Origin of the sequence: Flavobacterium sp. 140616W15 (assembly GCF_003668995.1) — a bacterium.
Classification (GTDB): domain Bacteria; phylum Bacteroidota; class Bacteroidia; order Flavobacteriales; family Flavobacteriaceae; genus Flavobacterium.
Genome location: NZ_CP033068.1, coordinates 139265 through 162527, shown reverse-complemented (window position 1 = coordinate 162527; position 23263 = coordinate 139265). Strand labels below are relative to the sequence as shown.

The window sequence follows — 23263 nt, the reverse complement described above, 5'->3', positions numbered from 1 at the left end:
ATTATTTTTCAAACTCTACCTCTAACGCCATTTTAGCTGGATTTTCCATATAATCGGTAAAAGGGTATTCAATAGTTATCGTTTTACGGTCTTCGCTAAATACAGCATTACTATTAGATACTTTTTTTACCTTTTTAGGAAAATTGTATTTTAAAATATAAGTTGAAGAAGCAAAAATCATTTTATTCATTCCTAATGAATCTTCTACAGGCTTATTTGTTTCTTTTGGATTTAAGATAACTTTTCGGTTAAACTTTTTACCATCGTAATTAAAGCTTACAGTACTATTATTATTAAAATTCCCGCCAAAAGGTAGTTTGTCTTGTGAATTATTTTTTTCAATATTTTGAATTGCACTCAAGCTTTTCACCATATCCTGCAATTCGTTTACATTTTTAAAATCAGAATTTAAATTCAACAAAAACTGGTTTTCTGTTGTATTCATCTTCATATTAACCACAAAATTTTCTAATTTTTTAAGTTCTTTTTGCTCTTCTGAAGAAAGTTTAGCAATACTGTCTTTCTTATTTTTAAACATTTCTTTAAAAGAAAAAGTGGTATCGATCTTTTGTTTTGAATCATTCATTTCATTCCCTAATTGTTCCCCTGCCATCGCCATCAATGCCGATCCATCCATCTCGAGTGAGAATTTACCCGTTCCGTTATCTGTAATATTGATGTTTTCTGTAAAAGTACAACTCGTTAAAGTTGTCAATAAAAAGGAAAAACTAAGAAATTTTAATAGTCTCATATGTAGATTATATTTTTCTTCAAAGATACAAAGTCTATTTAAAAGAATTGTTGTCTTTAAGAGTTGCTATTAATTTTCAAATGTTACTTTAAAACCAAGTTTCTCTTCATCATCTGGAAAATCTTTCATCGGAATTTCAAGAATAAAGCTTTTTCTATCTTTTGAGATTATTGCATTTTTTAATGACACCGTTTTTATCTTTTTTGGAAATTGATATTCAATTGAATATTTACATTCTTTTAAAATTTCATCCATCTTTTTTGAAAAATCATTAGCTGCATTTTTTTCTTTTTTCTTCTTCTCTTTTTTTGCTTTAGCACCTTCGGGAAGTAAAATCACTTTCTCAAAAACCTTTCCATCGTAATTATATGAAAACATTGTTTTTTTATTTTCTTTTTCAGGCACACTCAAATTACCTAACTGTTTGCCCGGACCAATTTTCGGCATTGCTTCAAGAACCTCTAAAGGCGAAAGCATATTTTTAAGACTATCTATTGACTGAAAATTATATTCCATGTCAAGCTTCAATTGTTTTTCAGCATCATTTGCTTTTACATTGACTTTAAAGTTTTCAAGCATTTTAATTTTTCGTCTTTCAGACTCTGGTAATTTGGCAACACTATCTTTTACTTTTGCAAAAACTTCTTTGAAAGTAAAAACACTATCAATTACTTTACTATTCTTTGTAGAATCGGTACTCTTAAAACCCAATTTAAATATTCCAGACAAATCAAATCCGTATGAAAAACTCCCCGAACCATCTTCATGCATAACCATTTTTTCTTTCATAGTACAGCTCGACAAAGCCAAAACAATCAATAGACAAACTAAAACTTTCTTCATTCCCTTTTTTATATATTTAATTTTATTTATTCTAAAACAACTTCTAAACTAGTACTCGCAGGATCTTGCAAACAATCTAAAAGTTGAAACGTAAGTGTTAATGATTTTTTATCTGAGCTAAGTATTGCTACAGCATTCGAAACTGATTTTATCCTACGAGGAAAATTATATTTAAGTGTGTAAGTTAGCGTTAGATCTAAAGAATGCGTTTTAGATTTAAAATCCTTTATTTGGCTTTTATTTTCTGAATTTCAGCTTCATTTATAACATTCAAAGTCCTTTTAAAAACTGTTCCATCAAAACTATATTGTACATCAAAAAAATGTTTTTCGGCTGTAAGCGCATAATTATTCTCAAGATCACTTGCATAATCTTCTGTGTTATATAAATTAGGAATAGCATCTATTTTGGTAAAAGGAAATGTAATAATAGTTTTAAATTCCTTGTCAAAAGAGCTCTTCCTTACATGCACTTTTACATTTGTATATTTTTGAAATAGCTGTTGCTCTAGCTGGGTGTATTTTAAAAACGTTTCGTTATATTTTGCAATATAATCTCGAAAAACATAGGTTGTATCTTGAAACTTATCTTCTTTAGAGTACTTTTCTCCCGCCAAAAGCATATAACTGTGTTCATCTCTAAGCTGAATTATTTCAATGGTTCCACTTCCATCTTCGCTCAGATTTATTGTTTCGGTAACTTGACAACTTGTAAAAAATATTGTGAGTAAAAGAAAACAGGAATAATTTTTCATATTTATTTAAAGGCTTAGAATCTGAGTTGCTAATGTACTGAAGTTTTGTTCTAAAAAAGTTATCCTACGAAGTTTCTCAGAGAAAACACTAGCACTATTTTAACTTGAAACATGAAGCTTAACCGCAAAGTTCGCAATGCCAATAGCTATCTAGATACGCAAGGAACGCAAAGTTTTTTAACTTGAAACCTGAAACAACAAGAACCACATTGTTTGGTAATTCTCTCGCCAAGCCGTAGTTTTTTAACCTGAAGTTTAAAAATAATTAGTTGCTAATTAATGAGTTTTTTAGCACGCAGATTTAGGAGATTTGGCAGATTTTTCACTTGAAACTTGAAACTTGAAACCTGAAACAACAAGAACTACATCGTCTGGTAATTCTCTCGCCAAGCCACAGTTTTTTAACCTGAAGTTTAAAAATGATTAGTGGCTAATTAATGATTTTTTTAGCGCGCAGATTTAGGAGATTTGGCAGATTTTTCACTTGAAACTTGAAACTTGAAACTTGAAACCTGAAACCTGAAACCTGAAACCTGAAACAACAAGAACTACATCGTCTGATAATTCTCTCGCCAAGCCGCAGTTTTTTAACCTGAAGTTTAAAAATGATTAGTGGCTAATTAATGATTTTTTTAGCACCAGATTTAGGAGATTTGGCAGATTTTTCACTTGAAACTTGAAACTAACAACAAATCACTTTTCACATCTTACATTTCACTTTTCTCTTTTCTCTTTTCTCTTTTCACATCCCCTCCTTCTCTCTCAAAAACGCTATCTAAAACCGAAATATTTCTGCTTCTAAAAAAACTAAAATTATTTTCAAATTTTGAAATTGCCACTTTTTCAAATTTGACTATCTTTGCACACTTAAAAAACAGTATATAATGGCCTTATCTGAACAAGAAATCATCCGAAGAGAAAAACTTCAAAACTTACGCAACTTAGGAATCAATCCTTATCCTGCTAATCTTTTTCCTGTAAATCATACTTCGAAGCAAATTAAGGAGTCTTTTGAAGAAGGTAAGAAGGTTATTGTTGCTGGACGTTTGATGAGTGTTAGAGATCAGGGAAAAGCTTGTTTTGCTGAATTACAAGATAGCGAAGGACGTATTCAATTATATGTTAATCGTGATGTTTTGTGTGAAAGAGATGATAAAACGTTATACAATCAGGTATTTAAAAAATTAACTGATTTAGGTGATTTTATTGGTATCGAAGGAGAATTGTTTACGACTCAGGTTGGAGCAAAATGTATTCGTGTAAGCGGTTTTACTTTCTTAAGTAAAACATTGCGTCCGCTTCCTTTACCTAAAGTAGACGAAGACGGAAATGTACACGATGCATTTAATGATGCTGAATTACGTTACAGAATGCGTTATGTGGATTTAACGGTTAATCAACACGTTAAAGAAACATTCATTAAGCGTACGAAATTGTTTAGCGCTATGCGTAACTATTTTAATGATGCAGGTTACCTTGAAGTGGAGACTCCTATTTTGCAATCAATTGCAGGTGGAGCTTCGGCAAGACCTTTTATCACGCATCATAATTCGCTTGACATTCCGCTATACATGCGTATTGCAAACGAATTGTATCTAAAAAGATTAATTGTTGGTGGTTTTGAAGGTGTTTATGAGTTCTCTAAAAACTTTAGAAATGAAGGAATGGACAGAACGCATAATCCTGAATTTACCGCGATGGAAATATATGTAGCCTACAAAGACTACAACTGGATGATGGAATTTGCTGAAGGTTTACTTGAGCATTGTGCTATTGCAGTAAACGGTACTAGCGAAGTTACTTTTGGTGAACACCAAATTAACTTTAAAGCACCTTATGCTCGTGTTACAATGACAGATTCTATCAAACATTTTACAGGTTTTGACATTTCTGGTAAAACAGAAGAAGAGTTGTTTGATGCTGCAAGAGGAATGGGAATTGAAGTTGACAAAACAATGGGGAAAGGAAAACTAATTGATGAAATTTTCGGAGCAAAATGCGAAGGAAACTACATTCAGCCAACTTTCATCACAGATTACCCTAAAGAAATGTCTCCTTTATGTAAAGAGCACCGTGATAATCCAGAACTTACAGAACGTTTTGAATTAATGGTTTGTGGTAAAGAAATAGCAAATGCCTATTCTGAATTGAATGACCCAATTGACCAACGTGAGCGTTTTGAAGATCAAATGCGTTTGTCTGAAAAAGGTGATGATGAAGCTAATGGTATTATCGACGAAGATTTCTTAAGAGCACTAGAATACGGTATGCCTCCAACATCTGGTATGGGTATCGGAATGGATCGTTTGATTATGTACTTAACCAATAATGCCTCTATCCAAGAAGTATTATTGTTCCCACAAATGCGTCCAGAGAAAAAACAATCTATTGAATTATCTGATGAGGAGAAAGCAATTATACACTTCCTTAAAGAAAACGAAAACAAAATGGATCTTGCACAACTAAAAGTTACAGCTAATTTAAGCGGTAAAAAATGGGATGCTGCAATGAAAAATTTGTCAAAACACGGTTTGACTAAAGTTGCAGTTGAAGGCGAATTTAAATTTGTCGAATTGGTTGAGTAATTCACTATTTATCATAAAATACAAACCCGATAGATTTTAAAATCTATCGGGTTTTTTATTGATTTTTTGCACCCTTTTATTAATCAAAACTATTGCAATATGAGTATCTACAAATTAACAGAAGATGAACAAGATATTCTATATAAAAGCAAAGAAGATCTAGAATGGCTATCGAAATAATTAAACAAATCGTTTAATTATTCTCTATTTAATACAAAAAATAACCCCGACAGATTTTAAAATCTGTCGGGGTTATTTTTTTAATCTTCTAAATCCTTAAAAGGAAATCTTCTGAAATTTTTTATTATCTATATCCAGAATTGAAGGAGATTCTTCTGGAACTTCCCCTTTCCATTTTTCCTGAACTGATGGATTAGAAGGATATTTGCCATTTTTCATTTTTACATTATATAAAACTCCTTTACTGCTTACTATAAGATCCTGAAATTTCTCGGAAGTATTAGGGCCAACAAAAAAAGGAAAATCGGTTACTGTAAAATTATTCAATAAACTTCCGTCATTTTTTAAAATAAAGCCTGAACAGCCTCCCGTACCACAAAAATAAGGGCTAGAGAAACCAACAATATACTCGTCTTTTCCGTCATTATTTAAATCAAAAGCATCGTAGTAAAAAAAGCGATCTTCTTTTGTCATTGCTGCCAAATCGTTTTTCAACAATACTGTAGTTAGTTGTTTGCGAATTAAATCAACTATTTTTTCATCTATCCCTGATAAATTATCATTTGCTATTATTGAGTCGCTTTGAGTATTGGCCTCCATTGTAGTTGAATCAATATCTTTTACCCCATCGATTGAAGTTTCTTTTTCGCGGCAAGAATACAAACTAATTAATACTAAGCCTAGAAGAATTGTCTTTCTCATGATTTCATATTTTTTTTAAAAGTCTTAAAATTACAAAAATAAATTATTGCTACATACAAGTAAATCTGCTTTATACTAACAAAGCCAATTTATTTTCAATATCTTTTTTTATCAATAATTCTTTGATATTATTATACGTTACTAGTACAATTTGTGTCAATGCTTCACTGGTAAAGAAAGCCTGATGTGCCGTAACTAACACATTAGGAAAACTCATTAATCGCTGAATGGCATCATCTTTTATAATATCTTCAGAAAGATCTCTAAAAAATAACTTCTCCTCTTGTTCATACACATCAATACCCAAATACCCTACTTTACCTTCTTTAAGTGCTTCGATAACACTTCCCGTTTCTATTAATGCACCACGACTAGTATTAATAATCATCACATTATTTTTCATGTGTATCAATGAATCTTTATTTATGATATGTTTTGTTTTTTCGTTTAACGGACAATGTAATGAGATAATATCACTTTCTTTAAAAACAGTTTGCAAATCGGTAAACACAACACCATCTTTTTCCATTTCGGGATTGGCGACAATATCATAAGCAAGAATTTTACACCCAAAACCTTTTACAATTTTAGAGAAAGCTTTACCTATATTACCTGTACCAATTATGCCTATTGTTTTACCATTCAAATCAAATCCTAACAATCCATTTAGAGAGAAATTCTGCTCACGAACTCTGTTATAGGCTTTATGCGTTTTACGATTAAGAGTAAGGATCATTGCCATTGCATGCTCGGCAACAGCTTCGGGAGAATACGCAGGAACTCTGCATACATGAATTCCGTATTTCTTTGCAACTTCAAGATTAACATTATTAAAACCCGCACAACGCAAAGCAATTATCTTTACCCCTTTTTCTGCTAGCTGTTTAATTACTGCTTCATCAACTATATCATTTACAAAAACACAGATAATATTTGAACTCTGAATTAAATTTACGGTATGCTTATTAAGCTGTGTTTCAAAAAACTCCAGATCAAATCCGAACTCACAATTATGCTTATTAAAAAAAGTTTTATCATATGGCTGAGCCGAGAAAAATGTTATTTTATTCATGCCTGCTACTCGATCTAAATCCATATGGTGCTATCTTTAAAATTAGAATTCTTTATTCATTAAAATTAAGTAATTAATCGCAAAGTAATTTTACAGGCAGCAAAAAAAAAGCTTCAAAATTGAAGCTCTTTTTTTTTATTTAGTTTTCTTAACCACAATATGTTTTGACTTTAATTTTTTATCTGTTGCATATTTCATTAGTTGCTTACCCGCTTCTACGTTACGATCTGTCGAAAGCACATCGGCTCCATTAGCAACCAGATTGTAATACAATTCATCACCTTTAGCGGCAGCACTTTTGTCAAGATTCCCCATTGTTCCAAGAATACAAGAAATTTTACGACTGTGTAAATACTCATATACTTCTGGTTTTGGTTCTTTAGTACCTACAAATGCAATCATTTTATTGGCTTTAACGCCTAATGCTTCCATACGTTCTATATCTTCTTTTCCTCTTGCCGAAACCGAAATCATTAAATCTGGTGCCAATTTAGCAGCCTCAGCAGCTTGTGTTGCGTTATAAGTAATAATTACAGAATAAGCCTCTGCTTTATTTCTTCTTACTGCATCAACAATCATTTGCATTGGAACTCCTTTTTTAATATCCAAATTATAGATTACTTTGTCTTTACCCCATTGCAAAATTTCGTCTAAAGTTTCAATTTTATATGGAGTTACTTTTCCTTCTGTATCTTTTAAGAAAAGCTGTTGTAATTCTTTATAAGTATATCCTTCGATTACACCTGTTCCAGTTGTTGTTCTGTCTAGCGTATTATCATGCATCATTACTAAAACTGAATCCTTACTAAAAGCAATATCTGTCTCTACAATTGTTGGATTATACTTTATTGCATTAGCAAATGTTTGTGTACAATTTTCAGGAAACCCAACTGTTGGACCACCTCTATGTGCACTTACCAATGGAATAGTTTTTTTAGAATATTTTAAAAACTTTTGCAGTTCTTTAGCGGTTTTAAACTTTAATAAATATTCATTTTCTTGGGCAAAACCAAAATTAAAAATGAACGAAACCAAAACTACAAACCACAAATTTTTACTCTGAAACATATTATTTTTATTAAAATTGGACTGCAAAATTAAGCAATTCCAACTATGTAAGACGCTATTAAAAGCGAAATTACTATAAACTTCAACTGTATTTTCCTTTATTATTTACCCTCTAGGCAAAATACTTGCATCTGATTATTTCAAATCTAAATTCCTACCTACATAATAACCTGCCATCATCTCTATTACATCCTCAAGAATATCAACTTCACTATCCCTACGCTCCTCTATCAAAAAAGCATCAAACTCATAAAATTCTTTTAAGATACTTTCCTTACTAATCCCATCTTTATTCAAATCGATTGCAAGTTGTCTTAGTGATTCTGATGGAAACTCAGTTAAAAAAGCTTTCTTTATTCTCTTCGCAATAATTGATTCCATATATTTCTTTCTTTTGAATCCACAAATAAAAACACTACTTATAAATCTCTAAAACTCATATGATCGGTACTAAATAACAATCCAATACCGCTATAAGGATCTCTTTTTAAATCATAAAAATTAGTTACTTCTTCTAGATCTTTATATAAATCGGCAATTATTAAACTTGGCATAAATCCATCTATTGTATGATTTATAATTGTATCAGCTAGGCAAGTCAGTTCTTTTGTAGCGTTTGTTACACCTACATTCTTTCCTGTTTCCCAATCCCAGATAATCCAATCCCAATTGTGCTGTTTGTGCACACAATCCATCCATAAATAAGACAGGTTATTAATTTTTATTTTTCCTAATTCTTTTCCTTTCCAGTACTCAATACTTTCTATTATTGCTTGAATTGCAATATCGGTTTCACCATAAATAAAATCAGAATTTGAACCTTGAATCGTTTTTATAGCATCTTTTATTTTAGCATCAATCGCTTTTAATTCTTTTTCATTTGGCTTTCTTAAAAAAGCAAATTCAATATCCTGTCGTTCAAAAATAGTTCCTGCTGATTTCTCAAGCATTTCTTTAGGAATACATCTCGTATTAGAATTTTCATCCAAAAATTCATCTTTAGGATTGAAAGAGAAATTCTCATCCTCATAAAAACTGTTACAGTATCGCTGCTCAATTTCTTTTATTAACTTATACGTTTCATAATTTACATCCTCTTTTATTTCGTCTTCATTTTTAAACTTGCAAAAATAATCGGGCTGAAGAAACCAATACAAACAAAGAGCGGTGCCTTTATCACAAATCTTTTGCTTTACGATCCAATTAAAAGGCTCAATACCATCATCATAATTCCAATGCTGAACGAACTGATGTAACTCGGAAGCAGTTAATTTCTTATAAGACATTTCACTATTAACAGCTTTAAGAACCCTATTTTTACTTTTCTTATTTAACTCCATTCTTTCTCTTTACTTCTATCTATTTTAATTTGCTCAATCGCATCACAAATTTAAAAACCTATTCTTACAAACCATCATAATAGCGTATAATTTCCCTTAACCATCACGCATAAAAAAACTCCCATATCCACAAGTTTTTAAACGTATTGATATAGAAGTCTTCTCTTATTTAGTCTTATTTAGTGCTATCCTCTTTTTTAATGGTTAAAATAGAAACATCGTAACCCAGATTACTTAATATTTCTAATCCATCAAGTGGTTCCAATTTATTTTTCCCATTCCATCCTTTTTCCAAACCATATAAAATACATTCTCTAACATATTTAGGTCTATTCAGATTAACAACCTCTTTTTCGCCAGTTAATAGTTTAAAAAGAGGAAATCCAAAATTCAAAGGATGACCAATTATTGGATCATCCCAGGTTACAAAATTAACGAACAATGGGGTTTGCTTATAATCGCTTAGAAATATTTTTAATGACAATGTGCTCTCTTGAGAAGAAAAATCGATATTTCCCTTCATCACATATAGATAAACCTCATCCTCGATAGTTATTTTTCTTAATTTCATATCTACAAATAAAACATCGTGAAATTAACATATAAATCTTACAAAGCAAACTTAATAAATCTCAAAGATTATGAATCCAGCTACAGTGTATAATTCAGATTTATACTCCAACGATAATTAGCCTCCATAGCGCCACTAGACAAGTTTTGGTTTATAGGAAGCATTCCATTTACACCAACCGAAAATTTATCTTTCCCAACCTCTAATCCAAATTTCCCAAAAAGAATATCTCCCGCTGTATTTGGCAAGTCTAATCCGTGTTGTCTGTTTGTAGCATAAACTTCACCGGCAAAACCCAATTGAGGAACTAATTGCACAGATGGCAAATCAAATAAATAAAAGAATGTTCCTGAATAATTAAACTGGTTCCCATATTGGTATTTCTGTTCATTTTCGGTTTTTATAACGTAGTTCAACATAGTATTCAGCCCCAGATTCTTTCTCTTAATTACATATTCAGAAACTAGCAAATAGTCCCAACTTCCTGTTCCTAACTGGAAACTTTTGTTTACACTCCCTGCATTATTCGCCTCATTAAATTTCCCTGTTGGCATTTTTACACCACCACCAAATTCAACTTTATGTGTAAAAACAGTACTGTCTTTTTGCGTTTCAAACACAGTATAAAGCGCCATTACCGAAATATCTCCTAATCCCGAAATACTCTCAGTTCCTGTGGTTAATTCACGGCTATGAAAATGATACGGAACCAATGCCGAAATCTGAACTCTCTTACTAACAGGAATTCTTGCCCAAGCCTGAACCGTATTAAAATTTTCATCTATCCAGGGAGAATTAGCAAAAATACCATCGCGGCTCGTATAACTTTGGTTGAAATAACGTATTCCAACAAAATTAGTATTTAACATCGAGCTAAAACCCATGCTTCCACCACTTGCAGAACAGCCACAAGCATCGCAATCAAAGTCTTCCATCATTGCCAAACGCTGAAATGTAAAGCTCGAAATACTATCTTTTACCGTTGTAGCAAAAGTAAAATTGCAAACTAAAACCAAACTTAAAACTATTATTTTTTTCATTTTATTATTTTTTTTAGGAGCTCCCAACCCGCTTTTCGTTACAAGCTTTTCTTAAAATCCCATTTTTCTATACGTTTACAAAGTTTCCGCTGGTCACTTTGTAAACCCAAGAAAAAATAAGGGCTTTACTCAAAAAGGCTTTACACTACAATCGGGGCTAAAACTCCAATTTTTGTTATATTATATTCTAACAGGTTTCAAAAACCCTATTAGGAAAATCTTAAAACTCCGAGAATCGTCTATCTGTTAGAAATTGACGATCGGTTAATGTTTTTAAGAAAGCGATTAGCTGTTTTTTATCCATTTCCGAAAGTTGGATACCCAGCATTCCATTCTGCCTCAGGATCGGGTCTAAAGTTGGCGAAGCCTCAATTCCGCTAGCATAATGATCCAAAACGGCTTCTAGTGTTCCAAATCGCCCATCATGCATATAAGGAGCAGAAACTTCTACATTTCTTAAACTCTGTACTTTAAACTTATAATAATCACTAGCCTGTTCAGTAACCTTATAACGTCCCACATCGTTTACTTTAGGGTTTACTGCCAAACCATTGTTTCGAAACGAATCATCGGTCATTAAATCAGTTGCATGACATGAAGCACATTTAGAATTAAACAATGCATATCCTGCCAATTCATCGGCTGTAAGCGTTCCTCCTGTTTCATTACGACGGAATTTATCAAAGCGCGAATTAGAAGAGGTTACCATTACCATAAATTGCGAAAGTGCTTTTAACATATTCTCAGTAGTAATTGCACCATCAGTAAAAGCTTGTCCAAACAAAGTCCGATAGGTTTTATCACCTCGCATCATTTCTAGAATAGCATTTAAATTACCATTCATTTCGATTTCACTCGTTAATGGAATTATAGGCTGCAAGTCTAAATGATTCGTTACACCATCGTACATAAACGTTGCTTGATAAGCCAGATTTTGTATCGGTGGTGCATTTCGAATTCCTAGGGCATCCCCTACACCGTGACTCACTGTGTGCCCATGATGTGTAAATGCGTTTTCCTGTATATGACAAAAACCACAGGAAACAATTCCATCAGAAGCCAATCGCCCATCATAAAAAAGTTTTTTACCAAGTTCAAATCCTTTTACAGTTGGTGGATTTGCAGTTATATCATAAGTTAAAGCTGGGAAATTAGAAGGCACTTTAAAGTCTAAAGGCACATTTATATATTCATCATCCTGATCACTACAACTATATAACAACGGAATCATGACCCAAAGAAAATATTTTATTCTCATGGTTTCTAAATTTTAAAAGAAGCACAAAAGCTCATTTCTAGCCCCGATTGCCGCGACATCCTTTTTAATTTTTTTTCAAAATAAAAAAGATATAGCAAAAAGCGGGACAAGAGTTCCTAATGAAAAACAACTTTTGTGCTCCTAAAAATGAAATTAATCGTTGTGTACGTGATCTACTCTAAACATTGTTGCTACATTGACAGTAATTAAAGGCAAAGCTGCTCCACCCATAATCATAGCGCCCATTCCGCCCTTATTGTAATCTGAAAGTTTGATTTTATTTGGTCCGTCAAGAATTTTAGATAAATCGGTTATAATATGTACATCTGGCTGAATATTGGTTCTCACCAAAGCTTTAGTTGGGAAATCTAATGTTACTTCTGTATAATTATAATCGGTTCCTGTTTGTCCTGTATGAATCATAAAAGGAAGCGGAGCTGTCACTGTTTCTGAAGTAAAATTACCCTCGAAAGCAAGAAATTTATATCCGGCAGTCCAGTTCCATAACATTCCTGCCGCCTGAGCTTGCGCAAGAAAATCGCCTTGCCCAGAAGCACCTAATTGCCATTGTTCTTTATCTACTCCTATTCCAAATTTTACTTTTACGTAATCTCCAGCAGGAATATCTGTTAATATAAATTTGTAACCAGCATCACTAGCTTCGTCAGCAATAAAGTAACTTTTTGCCTTTGGGTATGTAAACAACGTTCCGTCACTTTTAGTTAAAACAACATTACTTACGATGTATTTAACGTTGGTGATTTTTAATACCTCATTATTAGAAGTTTTATTCCCTTGTGTTTCCAAAATTAAATCATTGGACCCAAATGAGTTGTCAAATTTTAATCCGATTTTACCCGTTCCAGAAACTTCTTCGTTATTATCACTTGAACATGCTGATACAGCAACAGTTATAGCTAAAATAGCTACTGCTTTATATAATATTTTTTTCATTTTTGAGTTGTATATTCTTAATAGATATTTAAAATAGTATGTGCATAGGCTTACCTCAAATGACAACAATCAAATGAAATAGCAAGACACAAAAGTGTTTTTAATTAAAATTTAAGAAATACGTGCAGGCGGATGAAAAAACAAATCAGCATTAAGATGCGAATACAAATTAGCGTAAGTCGCATTAATTTGTGATTTAGTATTGTTTGGATAAAATTGTAATGCAAATGCATTTGTAGATTCAAACATTAAATCGACTTTATCCAGAAGAGTGTGTTTTTTATCAGATGAAGAAGGTTTTTCGGCATCGGCAGCTTTGGCCAATTCTTTCATTAAATGACACTTTCCATTACATTGCATAACAGGTTGCGCTTTATTCTCGCAAAGTACAGTCGAAATATAATCATAATTGACAATATACTCTATAACCGGAAATACAGGTTTTAGAAAAATAGCTAGAATCAATATGAAGACCATTTTTTTCACGATGCGAATTTAAGAAACAAAATTTATTTTATCACCTGTTAAATAAATTATAATTAAAAAAAGTGCATTAAACCTATTTATTTTATAATTGTCTAATACCAATAACCTTTTAAAACAAACAAATCATGAAAAAATTATTTATCGCTGCTCTATTGTTCGTTGGAATGGTAAGCTTTGCTCAAGACGCGACTCAACCTACTAAACAACAAAGAGAAAGGTTGACTCCTGAACAACGAAATGAAAAACATTTAAAAAAACTAACTACCGAATTAAATTTAGATGCCAACCAACAAGCTCAGATTGGAAAGTTACTAGCTGACAAAAGTGCCAAAGCACAAAAACACATGGAAATGCGTAAAGCCAGAAAAGACAGTAACGTAAAACCAACTGCCGAAGAGAAAGCGGCTCTTAAAAAAGAAATAATGGATGAAAAAACTGCAACTGAAGCGCAGATGAAATCAATTTTAAATGCAGATCAATACAAAAAATGGACTGCAATGAGAGAAGAAAACAAGGAGAAAATGAAAGACAAAATGAAGGAAAGAAGAAATAAATAAAAAGAGACTTTGTACTAGTCATGGTCGGAAGAGTTTTCTTCCGACTTTTTTATTTTCACCTGAATCATTTTATCCATAAAATAAAAAAGGCTCAACTTTAATTAAAAAGTTAAACCTTAAATATTTTATTTATTGTGAGATCTTAAAACTAAAAAGTTTTAGAAACTTTATCAATTGCTTGAATTGTAAAATCTAAATCTTCGTATGTCAATGCATCTGTAATAAACCATGTTTCATATGCCGAAGGAGCAATGTAAACACCTTCATTCAATAATCCGTGGAAGAATTTCTTGAACGTTTCGTTATCTCCATTAGCAGCACTTTTAAAATCAGTTACTGGAGCACCATCAAAATGTACCGAAATCATAGAACCCACTCTATTAATCGTAAAAACTACATTATTAGCTTTAAGAACTCTATCAATTCCAGCCTCTAGGTAAGCCGTTTTCTCCTCTAAACGAGTAAAGATCGCACGGTCATTATCCAAAGCTTGTAACATTGCTAATCCTGCTGCCATTGCCAACGGATTACCTGATAATGTTCCTGCTTGATAAACTGGTCCTATTGGAGCTAGATAATTCATGATTTCTGCACGAGCAGCAAATGCTCCTACTGGCAAACCACCACCTATTACTTTTCCAAAAGTTACAATATCAGCTTTAATATTAAATAATTCTTGAACTCCACCACGCGCTAGTCTAAAACCGGTCATAACCTCATCAAAGATTAATAAAATTCCGTTTTCTGTACACAATTGACGCAAGCCTTCTAAGAATCCTTTATTTGGCGGAATACAACCCATATTTCCTGCAACAGGCTCAATAATAATTGCAGCAATTTCTTCTTTATTCGCTGCAATTAATGTCGCTACATTTTCTAAATCATTATATTTTGCCAGTAAAGTATCTTTTGCTGTTCCCTCAGTAACTCCAGGGCTATTTGGGCTACCAAAAGTCACAGCTCCACTTCCCGCTTGAATCAAGAACGAATCAGAATGTCCGTGGTAACAACCTGCAAATTTTACAATTTTATCTCTCTTTGTAAACCCTCTTGCCAAACGTATTGCGCTCATACAAGCCTCTGTACCTGAATTTACAAAACGGATTTTATCAATATTTGGAACCATCGAAACTGCTAAAGCTGCAATTTGTGTTTCCAATTCTGTAGGCATTCCAAAAGATGTGCCTAATTTTGCTTTTTCAATTACAGCATCAACAACTGGAGCATAGGCATGACCTAAAACCATTGGCCCCCACGAATTGATGTAATCTATCAATTTATTTCCGTCTTCGTCAAATAAATAGGCTCCTTGTGCACTTTTTACAAAAATTGGAGTTCCTCCTACTGCTTTAAATGCTCTTACAGGTGAATTTACACCACCCGGAATTACTTTTTCTGCTTCAGCAAAAAGCTGACTACTTCTTTGATATATCATTTTAATTTTATCTTTTGACTTTTATCTTTATTGGAATTTTACTTTACAATTAACCGTTGTCCGATAGAAAGGGTATTATCGACAAGATTGTTTTTTTGCTTTAAATCATCAACAAGTACGTTGAATTTTTTTGAAATAGAATACAATGTATCTCCTTTCTGAACTTCGTACGAAGCAAGGTTATTTATATTATTTGCTGCATTAGGAGTTCTTGGAACAACAACTGTAGTTGTTTTTTCAACTACAACGTAGTCTTTACCCATAGCCTGATTATCATATTGATGCAATTCATAACGCTCAATATAGCTGATTAATTTTTCAGGATATCTAGGATCAGTTGCATATCCTGCAGCTCTTAATCCTTTTGCCCAAGCTTTATAATCTCCTTTTTCATAAGTAAACAATGCAGCATATCGTTTCTTTCCAGTCAAAAACAAAGCATGATCACGAAACGATTCTGATGGGTCTTTGTATTTTCTAAAACATTCCTGCAATGAATCATCATCATGACGAACACTCTCGCCTACCCAATCCTTATGACATTTTATTCCGAAATGATTATTTGATGAAAGTGCCAAATCTCCTCTTCCTGCACCTGATTCTAAAATTCCTTGTGCCAAAATAATACTTGCAGGAATTCCGTAGTTTTTCATATTCCCCATTGCAATCTCCTTATACTGAGAAATATAATCCCCAATTAGGTTATTAGTAACAACTGTTTTTGAGGTTGACTCAATAACCTCTGTTTTACTATTTGGTGATGGCTTGGTATAAGTAGGCTTTTTCTTTGTGTTTATTGCTACCTTGTGTTTCTGATTAGTAGCTTTCTTTTGGGTTGTTACAATAGCAGGTTTGCTTGCATTACAACCTATTAGCGTTATCGTTAGTAAGAGTAAGAGTGTTTTTTTAAACATTGCTTTTTATTATTGGTACGTTTTTATTCATCAGCTTTATATTCATTCCTTTTATTCCTTGTAATCCTCCTGTATGAATCAATAAAATTTTAGAATTTGCAGGAAAATAGTTTTTCTTAATTAAATCTATAACGCCAAAAACCATCTTTCCTGTATAAATTGGATCCAAAGGGATATGATTTTCATCAAAAAACTGATTAATAAAGGCAATTAGCTCAAAATTGACTTTGCCATAACCACCAAAATGGTAGTCAGTAATCAGTTCCCAATTATGTTTCTTTGCAAAAATACGAATTTCATCTTGTAAAAAATCCCCTTTTAACGCTGGAAACCCTAAAACTTTTTGATTTGGTAACGCACTATTGCTAATTCCTGAAATAGTTCCGCCAGTTCCTACTGCACAACATACATAATTAAACTCGGCATCTTCAGGGGTTAAAATCTCCTCACAACCTCTAACTGCTAGTGCATTTGTTCCTCCTTCGGGCACTAGATAAAACGCTCCAAATTGTTGTTTCAGCTTATCAAGAAAATCTATTTCGTTTTTAAGTCGGTAATCCTCTCTAGTAACAAATTCTAATTGCATTCCATTTTCCTGAACAAATTTTAAAGTGGGATTTCCTTCTATTTTATCAATAAGTTCGTCTCCGCGAATAATCCCAATGGTCTTAAATCCGCTTTCTTTTCCTGCATAAGCCACAGCTGCAATATGATTAGAAAAAGCACCACCAAAAGTGAGTAGCGTTTCTTGATTTTCGGCTTTCGCCTGAAGTAAATTATATTTTAATTTCCGATACTTATTCCCTGAAATAAAAGGATGAATCAAGTCTTCTCTTTTGATTGTAAGTGAAATATTGTTTGGAAAAATAGTATAGATTTTTTGATTCAAAATTTTATTTTATTTGTAATTTAAATACTGTACAAACCGAAAAAAAGGCCTGTTTTTTAAATAATTCATATTAGCTTCATTTTGATATGCTTCTCTTTCAAAACTAATATTATGATAAGCCAAATCAGCATTTTTATATTGAAATAACCGCACTACATATTCAATTAAATACCAAAGAAAAAAAGGTAATATCAATAATTCTATCTGTTGGCGTAAATGTATTTTTTCATGATTAATAAAAACTTCATTTTTTTTATCCGAAGGATATTTCATAACCACAAAAGGAAATACAGCCATTCCGCGATATCCTTTCGGAATTAAATATTTAGCAATAATCAAAAACATTCGCTGTAAAAATTATAAATTTGTACTAGTAAATTACTTCTACACAAAGAAAAACATAATCAACCGAATTTACTTAAAATTAAAGATAAAAATAGCTTTTTGCCAAATTCAGGATTATGAATGAACAAAATAAGGAAAATAAATTAATTGAGGGCGAAGATTTTTATTATACCCCCGAAGGATATAAATGTTTTACAGAAAAACACCATTTAAAAAGAGGTTATTGTTGCAAAAGTGGCTGTCGCCATTGTCCCTATGGATATGATAAGAAAACTGGAGAGATAAAAAAATAAGATTATTTTAAAAATGTACCGATTTCAAAATTAGATAATGCTATTTTTAGATTATCCTAAAAGTCAAAATCATAAGAAATCTAAAATTATTTTGAAACAAGTTTTTAAATCTTTAAATTTCCGAATCTTTAAAATAGGATAATTAGGAAATATCTCAATAAAAAAATAAGATAATTCTTTTTAATTGACTTTTCCAACATTTAAATTCTTGAACCTTTAAATATAAAAATATGGATATCTGTTCACAAAAATATAGGATTACTATCCACAAATCCTATCATAGGTCGGATATCCGGTATCCTTAGCTTTTAATTAGAAAATGTGCCAATGAGTCAATTTGAAAATGAGATAATTATTTCAGATTGAATTTGCATTGATAGTATTTCGCTCCTATGGGCTTTTACCAACTGATCGTGTTGTTTTCTATTAATATTACGCCTTTAACAAGGCTGAAAAAATAAATTCGTTAGGATTACAATATTTTATAGAAATAAAATTTATCGATTAGTATTTGAGCCCCAACAGATCGACAATAATCTGAAGAACAAAAAAATTAATCCGTTGTTAATCTAGCTAAAATACCTTAGCAACATAGAATCTTAACAACTTAGCACCTTTAAAAAATGACTTTCCAAGAACAAATTCAACAAGGAATCCCATCAATATTACCTCCAAAAAAAATATACGATTTAGCTATAAATCACGCTCCAAAACGAAAAGCAATTCTTTCGGCTGAAGAAAAAAAATTGGCATTAAAAAATGCATTACGCTATTTTGAACCGCAACATCATGCTGAATTAATTACTGAGTTTTCAGAAGAATTAGAACAATACGGCCGTATCTACATGTACCGTTTTCGCCCAGATTACAGAATATACGCCAGACCAATTAGCGAATATCCTGGAAAATCAGAACAAGCAAAAGGAATTATGCTAATGATTCAGAACAATCTGGATTATGCTGTTGCACAACATCCACATGAATTAATTACTTATGGCGGTAATGGTGCTGTTTTTCAAAACTGGGCACAGTATTTACTTACTATGCAGTATTTATCTGAAATGACAAATGAGCAAACGCTTACTATGTATTCTGGTCATCCGATGGGGCTTTTTCCTTCACATGCTGAAGCACCACGCGTAGTTGTGACTAACGGAATGGTAATCCCGAATTACTCAAAACCTGACGATTGGGAAAAAATGAATGCGCTTGGAGTTTCTCAATATGGGCAAATGACAGCAGGTAGTTATATGTACATTGGACCACAAGGAATCGTACATGGAACAACAATTACAGTTTTAAATGGTTTCAGAAAAATAAAATTAAATCCAGAAGGAAACTTATTTGTTACTTCAGGATTAGGAGGAATGAGCGGTGCACAACCTAAAGCAGGAAATATTGCAGGCTGCATCACCGTTTGTGCTGAAGTGAATCCCAAAATTACTAAAATCCGCCACGAACAAGGTTGGATCAATGAGATTGTAGAAGATCTTGACCAATTAGTAAAAAGAGTTGCTTTGGCAAAAGCCAATAAAGAAGTAGTTTCTATTGCATACCTAGGAAACGTGGTTGATGTTTGGGAAAAATTCGACCAGGAAAACATCAAAATTGATTTAGGTTCAGACCAAACTTCATTACACAATCCTTGGGCTGGAGGGTATTATCCTGTCGGAATAACCTTTGAAGCAGCAAATGAAATGATGGCAAACAATCCTGATCTATTTAAAGAAAAAGTACAGGAAACATTACGTCGACATGCAGATGCCATAAACAAACATACTGCCAAAGGAACTTATTTCTTTGATTACGGAAATGCTTTTTTACTAGAAGCTTCTCGTGCTGGTGCGCAAGTAATGGCTGAAAACAATATCGATTTTAAATACCCGAGTTATGTTCAGGACATCATGGGACCAATGTGTTTTGATTATGGGTTTGGCCCTTTTAGATGGGTTTGTACGTCTGGAAAACCAGAAGATTTACAAAAAACAGATACCATTGCATCACAAGTTTTAGAAGAAATGGCAAAAACTGCACCTGATGAAATTCAACAACAAATGCAGGATAACATCAAATGGATAAAAGGAGCTCAAGAAAATAAATTAGTTGTAGGATCACAAGCACGTATTTTATATGCTGATGCCGAAGGTCGAATCAAAATAGCTGAAGCTTTTAACCAAGCAATTGCAAAAGGAGAAATTGGAGCCGTAGTTTTAGGTCGTGATCATCATGATGTTTCAGGAACTGATTCTCCATACAGAGAAACATCAAACATTTATGACGGATCAAGATATACTGCTGATATGGCGATACAAAATGTCATTGGTGACAGCTTTAGAGGCGCAACATGGGTCTCTATCCATAATGGTGGTGGCGTAGGCTGGGGAGAGGTTATAAATGGTGGTTTTGGTATGATTCTTGATGGAACTAAAGAGGCATCTAGACGCTTAGCGTCAATGCTTTTTTGGGATGTTAACAATGGTATTTCAAGAAGAAGTTGGGCGCGTAATGATGAAGCAATTTTTGCAATAAAAAGAGCGATGCACACGCAACCTTTATTGAAAGTGACCATCCCTAATATAGTTGACGAAACATTATTTTAAATCAAAGTCGGTATAACTTAAAAACTATCTAAACATGAAAAAATTATTTATTTTACCAATTCTATTACTTCTAGTTCTAACTTCTTGTAGTAGTATTAGTGTATACTCCGATTATGATAAATCTGTTGATTTTACAAAGTATAAAACATATGCTTATTTCAAACCTGGTATCGATAAAGTTGAAATTTCTGATTTAGATAAAAGAAGAATTTTACGTGCTATCGATGAACAAATGGCAGCAAAAGGTTTTACTAAAAGTGATAACCCAGATTTATTAATAAACATTTTTACTAAAGCAAGAGAGGAAGTAAATGTAAACCAGTTTAACGCTGGATGGGGTTACGGATGGGGTTATGGATGGAATCCTTACCTAATGATGGGAAATCAAACTTCTGTATCAACATCTACCCAAGGAACTTTATACATCGATTTTATCGATGCTAAGAAAAAAGAAATGATTTGGCAAGGTGAAGGAGTTGGTTATTTAACCAACCAAGGACCTGACAAAAAAGACAAAGTAGTTGCTGAGTTTGTGGGCAAAATACTAGCGCAGTATCCTCCAAATCTTGCAAAAAAATAATCTTTTTTCGTGTTCTTATCAAATAATTAATACATTTGTTTTTTTCAAATAATAAACAATGACAAATTTAAATAACATTATTATCGCTATTAACATTATTGTAATTCAACAATAGTGGCGAGGTGTTATATAAATAAGTAAACAAAATACAATTTATTAGAACCTCCCAAATCGGGAGGTTTTTTTATTTTAAAAAACAACCAAAACACATGATGCTATTTAACGAAGTAATTACAGCCAAAGAACAACTAAGCAAAGTAGTTGCCGCTACTCCACTCACACAAAACCTCAATCTTTCAGACGAATTTAAGGCAACTGTCTTATTAAAAAGAGAAGACCTGCAAATTGTACGTTCTTATAAAATTAGAGGTGCTTACAATAAAATTTCTTCTCTTAATGATACAGAAAAAACAAAAGGTATTGTATGCGCAAGCGCTGGAAATCATGCACAAGGTGTTGCTTACTCTTGTAATTTACTACAAATTAAAGGCAAGATTTACATGCCTAAAACTACCCCAAAGCAAAAAGTAAAACAAGTACAATTATTTGGAAAGTCTTTTGTAGAAATTGTTCTTACTGGAGATACTTTTGATGATGCATACGCTTCTGCAACAGAAGATGCTACAATGAGTAATAGAATATTCATTCATCCTTTTGATGATTTAAAAGTTATTGCAGGGCAAGGCACCGTAGGGCTTGAAATTTTGGAATCGTATAAAGAACCTATAGATTATGTTTTTGTTCCTATAGGCGGTGGCGGATTAGCATCGGGACTTTCAGAAGTTTTTAAACATCTAAGCCCAGATACTAAAATTATTGGTGTAGAACCAAAAGGAGCCCCATCAATGAAAACATCTATCATCGATGGAAAAAACACCGCTTTAAAAACGATTGATAAATTTGTAGATGGCGCTGCAGTAAAACAAGTCGGGAACATGACCTTTGATATATGTCGCAAGAATTTAGACGATATAATTCTTGTACCAGAAGGTAAAGTCTGTACTACTATTTTGAGATTGTATAATGAAGAAGCTATGGTTGTAGAACCAGCAGGAGCGCTTACAATAGCTGCATTGGATTTCTATAAAGAAAAAATAAAAGGCAAAACAATTGTTTGCGTAGTAAGCGGAAGTAATAACGATATTGAGCGAACTGCCGAAATAAAAGAACGCTCCCTCCTTTACGAAGGATTGATGCATTATTTCATGATTCAGTTTCCGCAACGTCCAGGTGCACTTAAAGAATTTGTAAATGATATTTTAGGACCTAATGATGATATTACTTATTTTCAATTTGCAAAGAAAAATAGCAGAGAAGTAGGTTCAGTAGTAGTTGGATTAGAACTAAAAAACAAAAAAGATATCAAAAATATTAAAAGTAATATGATAACCAAGGGATTTGAGTTTCAATACCTCAATGAAAATCAGGATTTATACACACAACTTATTGGATAAAATACCATTTGTATCGTTCTGAAATATGTTGGTATAAAAAAAATATTCGATTTTGTAACCCGTTAACTAATCAATGCATCAAAAATGACAAATTATAACTTTATTCATACATTTTTTTAGATTCATTTAACTAAACTAAAGAGAAAAACCCTGCATTAAGTTGTATTTTTGCATATAATCTTTTTACATAAAAATATGGTAATTTTAGACATAACAACAATCGAAGACATAAAATTATTAGTCAATACTTTTTATGCCAAAGTTCAAAAAGACGACCTTATTGGACCAATATTCAATGAAAGGATCCAAGGAAGATGGCCAGAACATTTAGAAACAATGTATAAATTTTGGCAAACTATCTTGTTAGAACAACATAGCTATTCTGGAAGTCCATTTCCACCACACAAACATTTGCCTGTAGACCAATCCCATTTTAACAGATGGATTGAAATTTTCACAAAAACAGTAGACAGTCTTTTTATAGGTATTCTTGCCGAAGAGGCCAAGATGCGTGGTGTAAATATGGCCTCTATGTTCCTCTATAAAATTGAATATTTTAGAGATTTAAAAAAAACATCTAAATAAAAAACTA

At 32.4% G+C, this 23263-nt stretch carries 24 protein-coding genes; 7 read left to right on the top strand and 17 right to left on the bottom strand.

Annotated features, from left to right (window positions below):
- Position 1: 1 nt before the first annotated feature.
- The 3 genes from EAG11_RS00720 to EAG11_RS00710 all read right to left on the bottom strand — a co-directional run bounded on the left by EAG11_RS00720 (position 2) and on the right by EAG11_RS00710 (position 2348).
- On the bottom strand, positions 2-751 hold the full coding sequence (locus tag EAG11_RS00720; RefSeq protein WP_129537434.1) for a hypothetical protein: 750 nt from the start codon (positions 749-751) through the stop codon (positions 2-4).
- Positions 752-820: 69 nt separating this feature from the next.
- On the bottom strand, positions 821-1594 hold the full coding sequence (locus EAG11_RS00715) for a hypothetical protein (RefSeq protein ID WP_129537433.1): 774 nt from the start codon (positions 1592-1594) through the stop codon (positions 821-823).
- A gap of 226 nt (positions 1595-1820) precedes the next feature.
- Entirely contained in the window at positions 1821-2348 is a 528-nt protein-coding gene (locus EAG11_RS00710) for a hypothetical protein (RefSeq protein WP_242499235.1), read from the bottom strand.
- 884 nt (positions 2349-3232) lie between these two features.
- On the opposite strand from EAG11_RS00710, the gene lysS reads away from it, so the two are divergent.
- Positions 3233-4933 (top strand): lysine--tRNA ligase, encoded by a 1701-nt coding sequence (lysS, locus tag EAG11_RS00705; RefSeq protein ID WP_129537432.1) that lies wholly within the window; start codon positions 3233-3235, stop codon positions 4931-4933.
- A gap of 276 nt (positions 4934-5209) precedes the next feature.
- On the opposite strand, the gene EAG11_RS00700 is transcribed toward lysS, so the two are convergent.
- The 10 genes from EAG11_RS00700 to EAG11_RS00655 all read right to left on the bottom strand — a co-directional run bounded on the left by EAG11_RS00700 (position 5210) and on the right by EAG11_RS00655 (position 13595).
- A complete protein-coding gene (locus tag EAG11_RS00700; RefSeq protein WP_129537431.1) occupies positions 5210-5815 on the bottom strand; it encodes a hypothetical protein in 606 nt (201 codons plus the stop codon).
- A 70-nt stretch (positions 5816-5885) separates the two neighbouring features.
- Positions 5886-6911, bottom strand: coding sequence for a 2-hydroxyacid dehydrogenase (locus EAG11_RS00695; protein ID WP_305775263.1), 1026 nt, complete (start codon positions 6909-6911; stop codon positions 5886-5888).
- Positions 6912-7022: 111 nt separating this feature from the next.
- A complete protein-coding gene (locus EAG11_RS00690; RefSeq protein ID WP_129537430.1) occupies positions 7023-7955 on the bottom strand; it encodes a glycerophosphodiester phosphodiesterase family protein in 933 nt (310 codons plus the stop codon).
- Positions 7956-8090: 135 nt separating this feature from the next.
- Positions 8091-8336: a hypothetical protein gene (locus EAG11_RS00685; protein WP_129537429.1), complete on the bottom strand. Its 246-nt coding sequence runs from the start codon at positions 8334-8336 to the stop codon at positions 8091-8093.
- Between the two features lie 38 nt (positions 8337-8374).
- A complete protein-coding gene (locus tag EAG11_RS00680) occupies positions 8375-9241 on the bottom strand; it encodes a DUF4274 domain-containing protein (protein WP_164998636.1) in 867 nt (288 codons plus the stop codon).
- A gap of 229 nt (positions 9242-9470) precedes the next feature.
- Positions 9471-9866, bottom strand: a complete 396-nt coding sequence (locus EAG11_RS00675) for a hypothetical protein (RefSeq protein WP_129537427.1) — start codon at positions 9864-9866, stop codon at positions 9471-9473.
- 80 nt (positions 9867-9946) lie between these two features.
- On the bottom strand, positions 9947-10906 hold the full coding sequence (locus EAG11_RS00670) for a transporter (protein ID WP_129537426.1): 960 nt from the start codon (positions 10904-10906) through the stop codon (positions 9947-9949).
- A 220-nt stretch (positions 10907-11126) separates the two neighbouring features.
- Positions 11127-12164 (bottom strand): cytochrome-c peroxidase, encoded by a 1038-nt coding sequence (locus EAG11_RS00665; RefSeq protein WP_129537425.1) that lies wholly within the window; start codon positions 12162-12164, stop codon positions 11127-11129.
- Positions 12165-12317: 153 nt separating this feature from the next.
- Complete coding sequence (locus tag EAG11_RS00660) at positions 12318-13118, bottom strand: MbnP family protein (RefSeq protein WP_129537424.1); 801 nt, start codon at positions 13116-13118, stop codon at positions 12318-12320.
- A gap of 111 nt (positions 13119-13229) precedes the next feature.
- Positions 13230-13595: a hypothetical protein gene (locus tag EAG11_RS00655; protein WP_230604918.1), complete on the bottom strand. Its 366-nt coding sequence runs from the start codon at positions 13593-13595 to the stop codon at positions 13230-13232.
- A gap of 134 nt (positions 13596-13729) precedes the next feature.
- On the opposite strand from EAG11_RS00655, the gene EAG11_RS00650 reads away from it, so the two are divergent.
- A complete protein-coding gene (locus EAG11_RS00650; RefSeq protein WP_129537423.1) occupies positions 13730-14161 on the top strand; it encodes a hypothetical protein in 432 nt (143 codons plus the stop codon).
- A gap of 148 nt (positions 14162-14309) precedes the next feature.
- Here the strand turns inward: EAG11_RS00650 and hemL are convergent, their stop codons facing one another.
- From hemL to EAG11_RS00630, 4 genes are read right to left on the bottom strand one after another with little or no spacing between them, the layout of a single operon-like run.
- Positions 14310-15596, bottom strand: coding sequence for a glutamate-1-semialdehyde 2,1-aminomutase (gene hemL / locus EAG11_RS00645; RefSeq protein WP_129537422.1), 1287 nt, complete (start codon positions 15594-15596; stop codon positions 14310-14312).
- A gap of 38 nt (positions 15597-15634) precedes the next feature.
- On the bottom strand, positions 15635-16510 hold the full coding sequence (locus tag EAG11_RS00640) for a glucosaminidase domain-containing protein (protein WP_129537421.1): 876 nt from the start codon (positions 16508-16510) through the stop codon (positions 15635-15637).
- Entirely contained in the window at positions 16503-17399 is an 897-nt protein-coding gene (locus EAG11_RS00635) for a 1-aminocyclopropane-1-carboxylate deaminase/D-cysteine desulfhydrase (protein ID WP_129537420.1), read from the bottom strand. Before EAG11_RS00635 ends, EAG11_RS00640 begins: the two co-directional genes overlap by 8 nt.
- Before the next feature lie 9 nt (positions 17400-17408).
- Positions 17409-17744, bottom strand: a complete 336-nt coding sequence (locus EAG11_RS00630) for a hypothetical protein (protein ID WP_129537419.1) — start codon at positions 17742-17744, stop codon at positions 17409-17411.
- 116 nt (positions 17745-17860) lie between these two features.
- Between EAG11_RS00630 and EAG11_RS21605 the strand changes: the two genes are divergently transcribed.
- The 5 genes from EAG11_RS21605 (at position 17861) to EAG11_RS00610 (ending at position 23256) form a co-directional block, all read left to right on the top strand.
- A complete protein-coding gene (locus tag EAG11_RS21605) occupies positions 17861-18037 on the top strand; it encodes a DUF5522 domain-containing protein (protein WP_164998635.1) in 177 nt (58 codons plus the stop codon).
- Positions 18038-18660: 623 nt separating this feature from the next.
- Positions 18661-20637: a urocanate hydratase gene (locus EAG11_RS00625; RefSeq protein WP_129537418.1), complete on the top strand. Its 1977-nt coding sequence runs from the start codon at positions 18661-18663 to the stop codon at positions 20635-20637.
- A 34-nt stretch (positions 20638-20671) separates the two neighbouring features.
- A complete protein-coding gene (locus tag EAG11_RS00620; RefSeq protein ID WP_129537417.1) occupies positions 20672-21217 on the top strand; it encodes a DUF4136 domain-containing protein in 546 nt (181 codons plus the stop codon).
- Positions 21218-21426: 209 nt separating this feature from the next.
- Positions 21427-22671, top strand: coding sequence for a threonine ammonia-lyase IlvA (gene ilvA / locus EAG11_RS00615; RefSeq protein ID WP_129537416.1), 1245 nt, complete (start codon positions 21427-21429; stop codon positions 22669-22671).
- 195 nt (positions 22672-22866) lie between these two features.
- Positions 22867-23256, top strand: coding sequence for a group III truncated hemoglobin (locus EAG11_RS00610; RefSeq protein ID WP_129537415.1), 390 nt, complete (start codon positions 22867-22869; stop codon positions 23254-23256).
- Positions 23257-23263 lie beyond the last annotated feature (7 nt).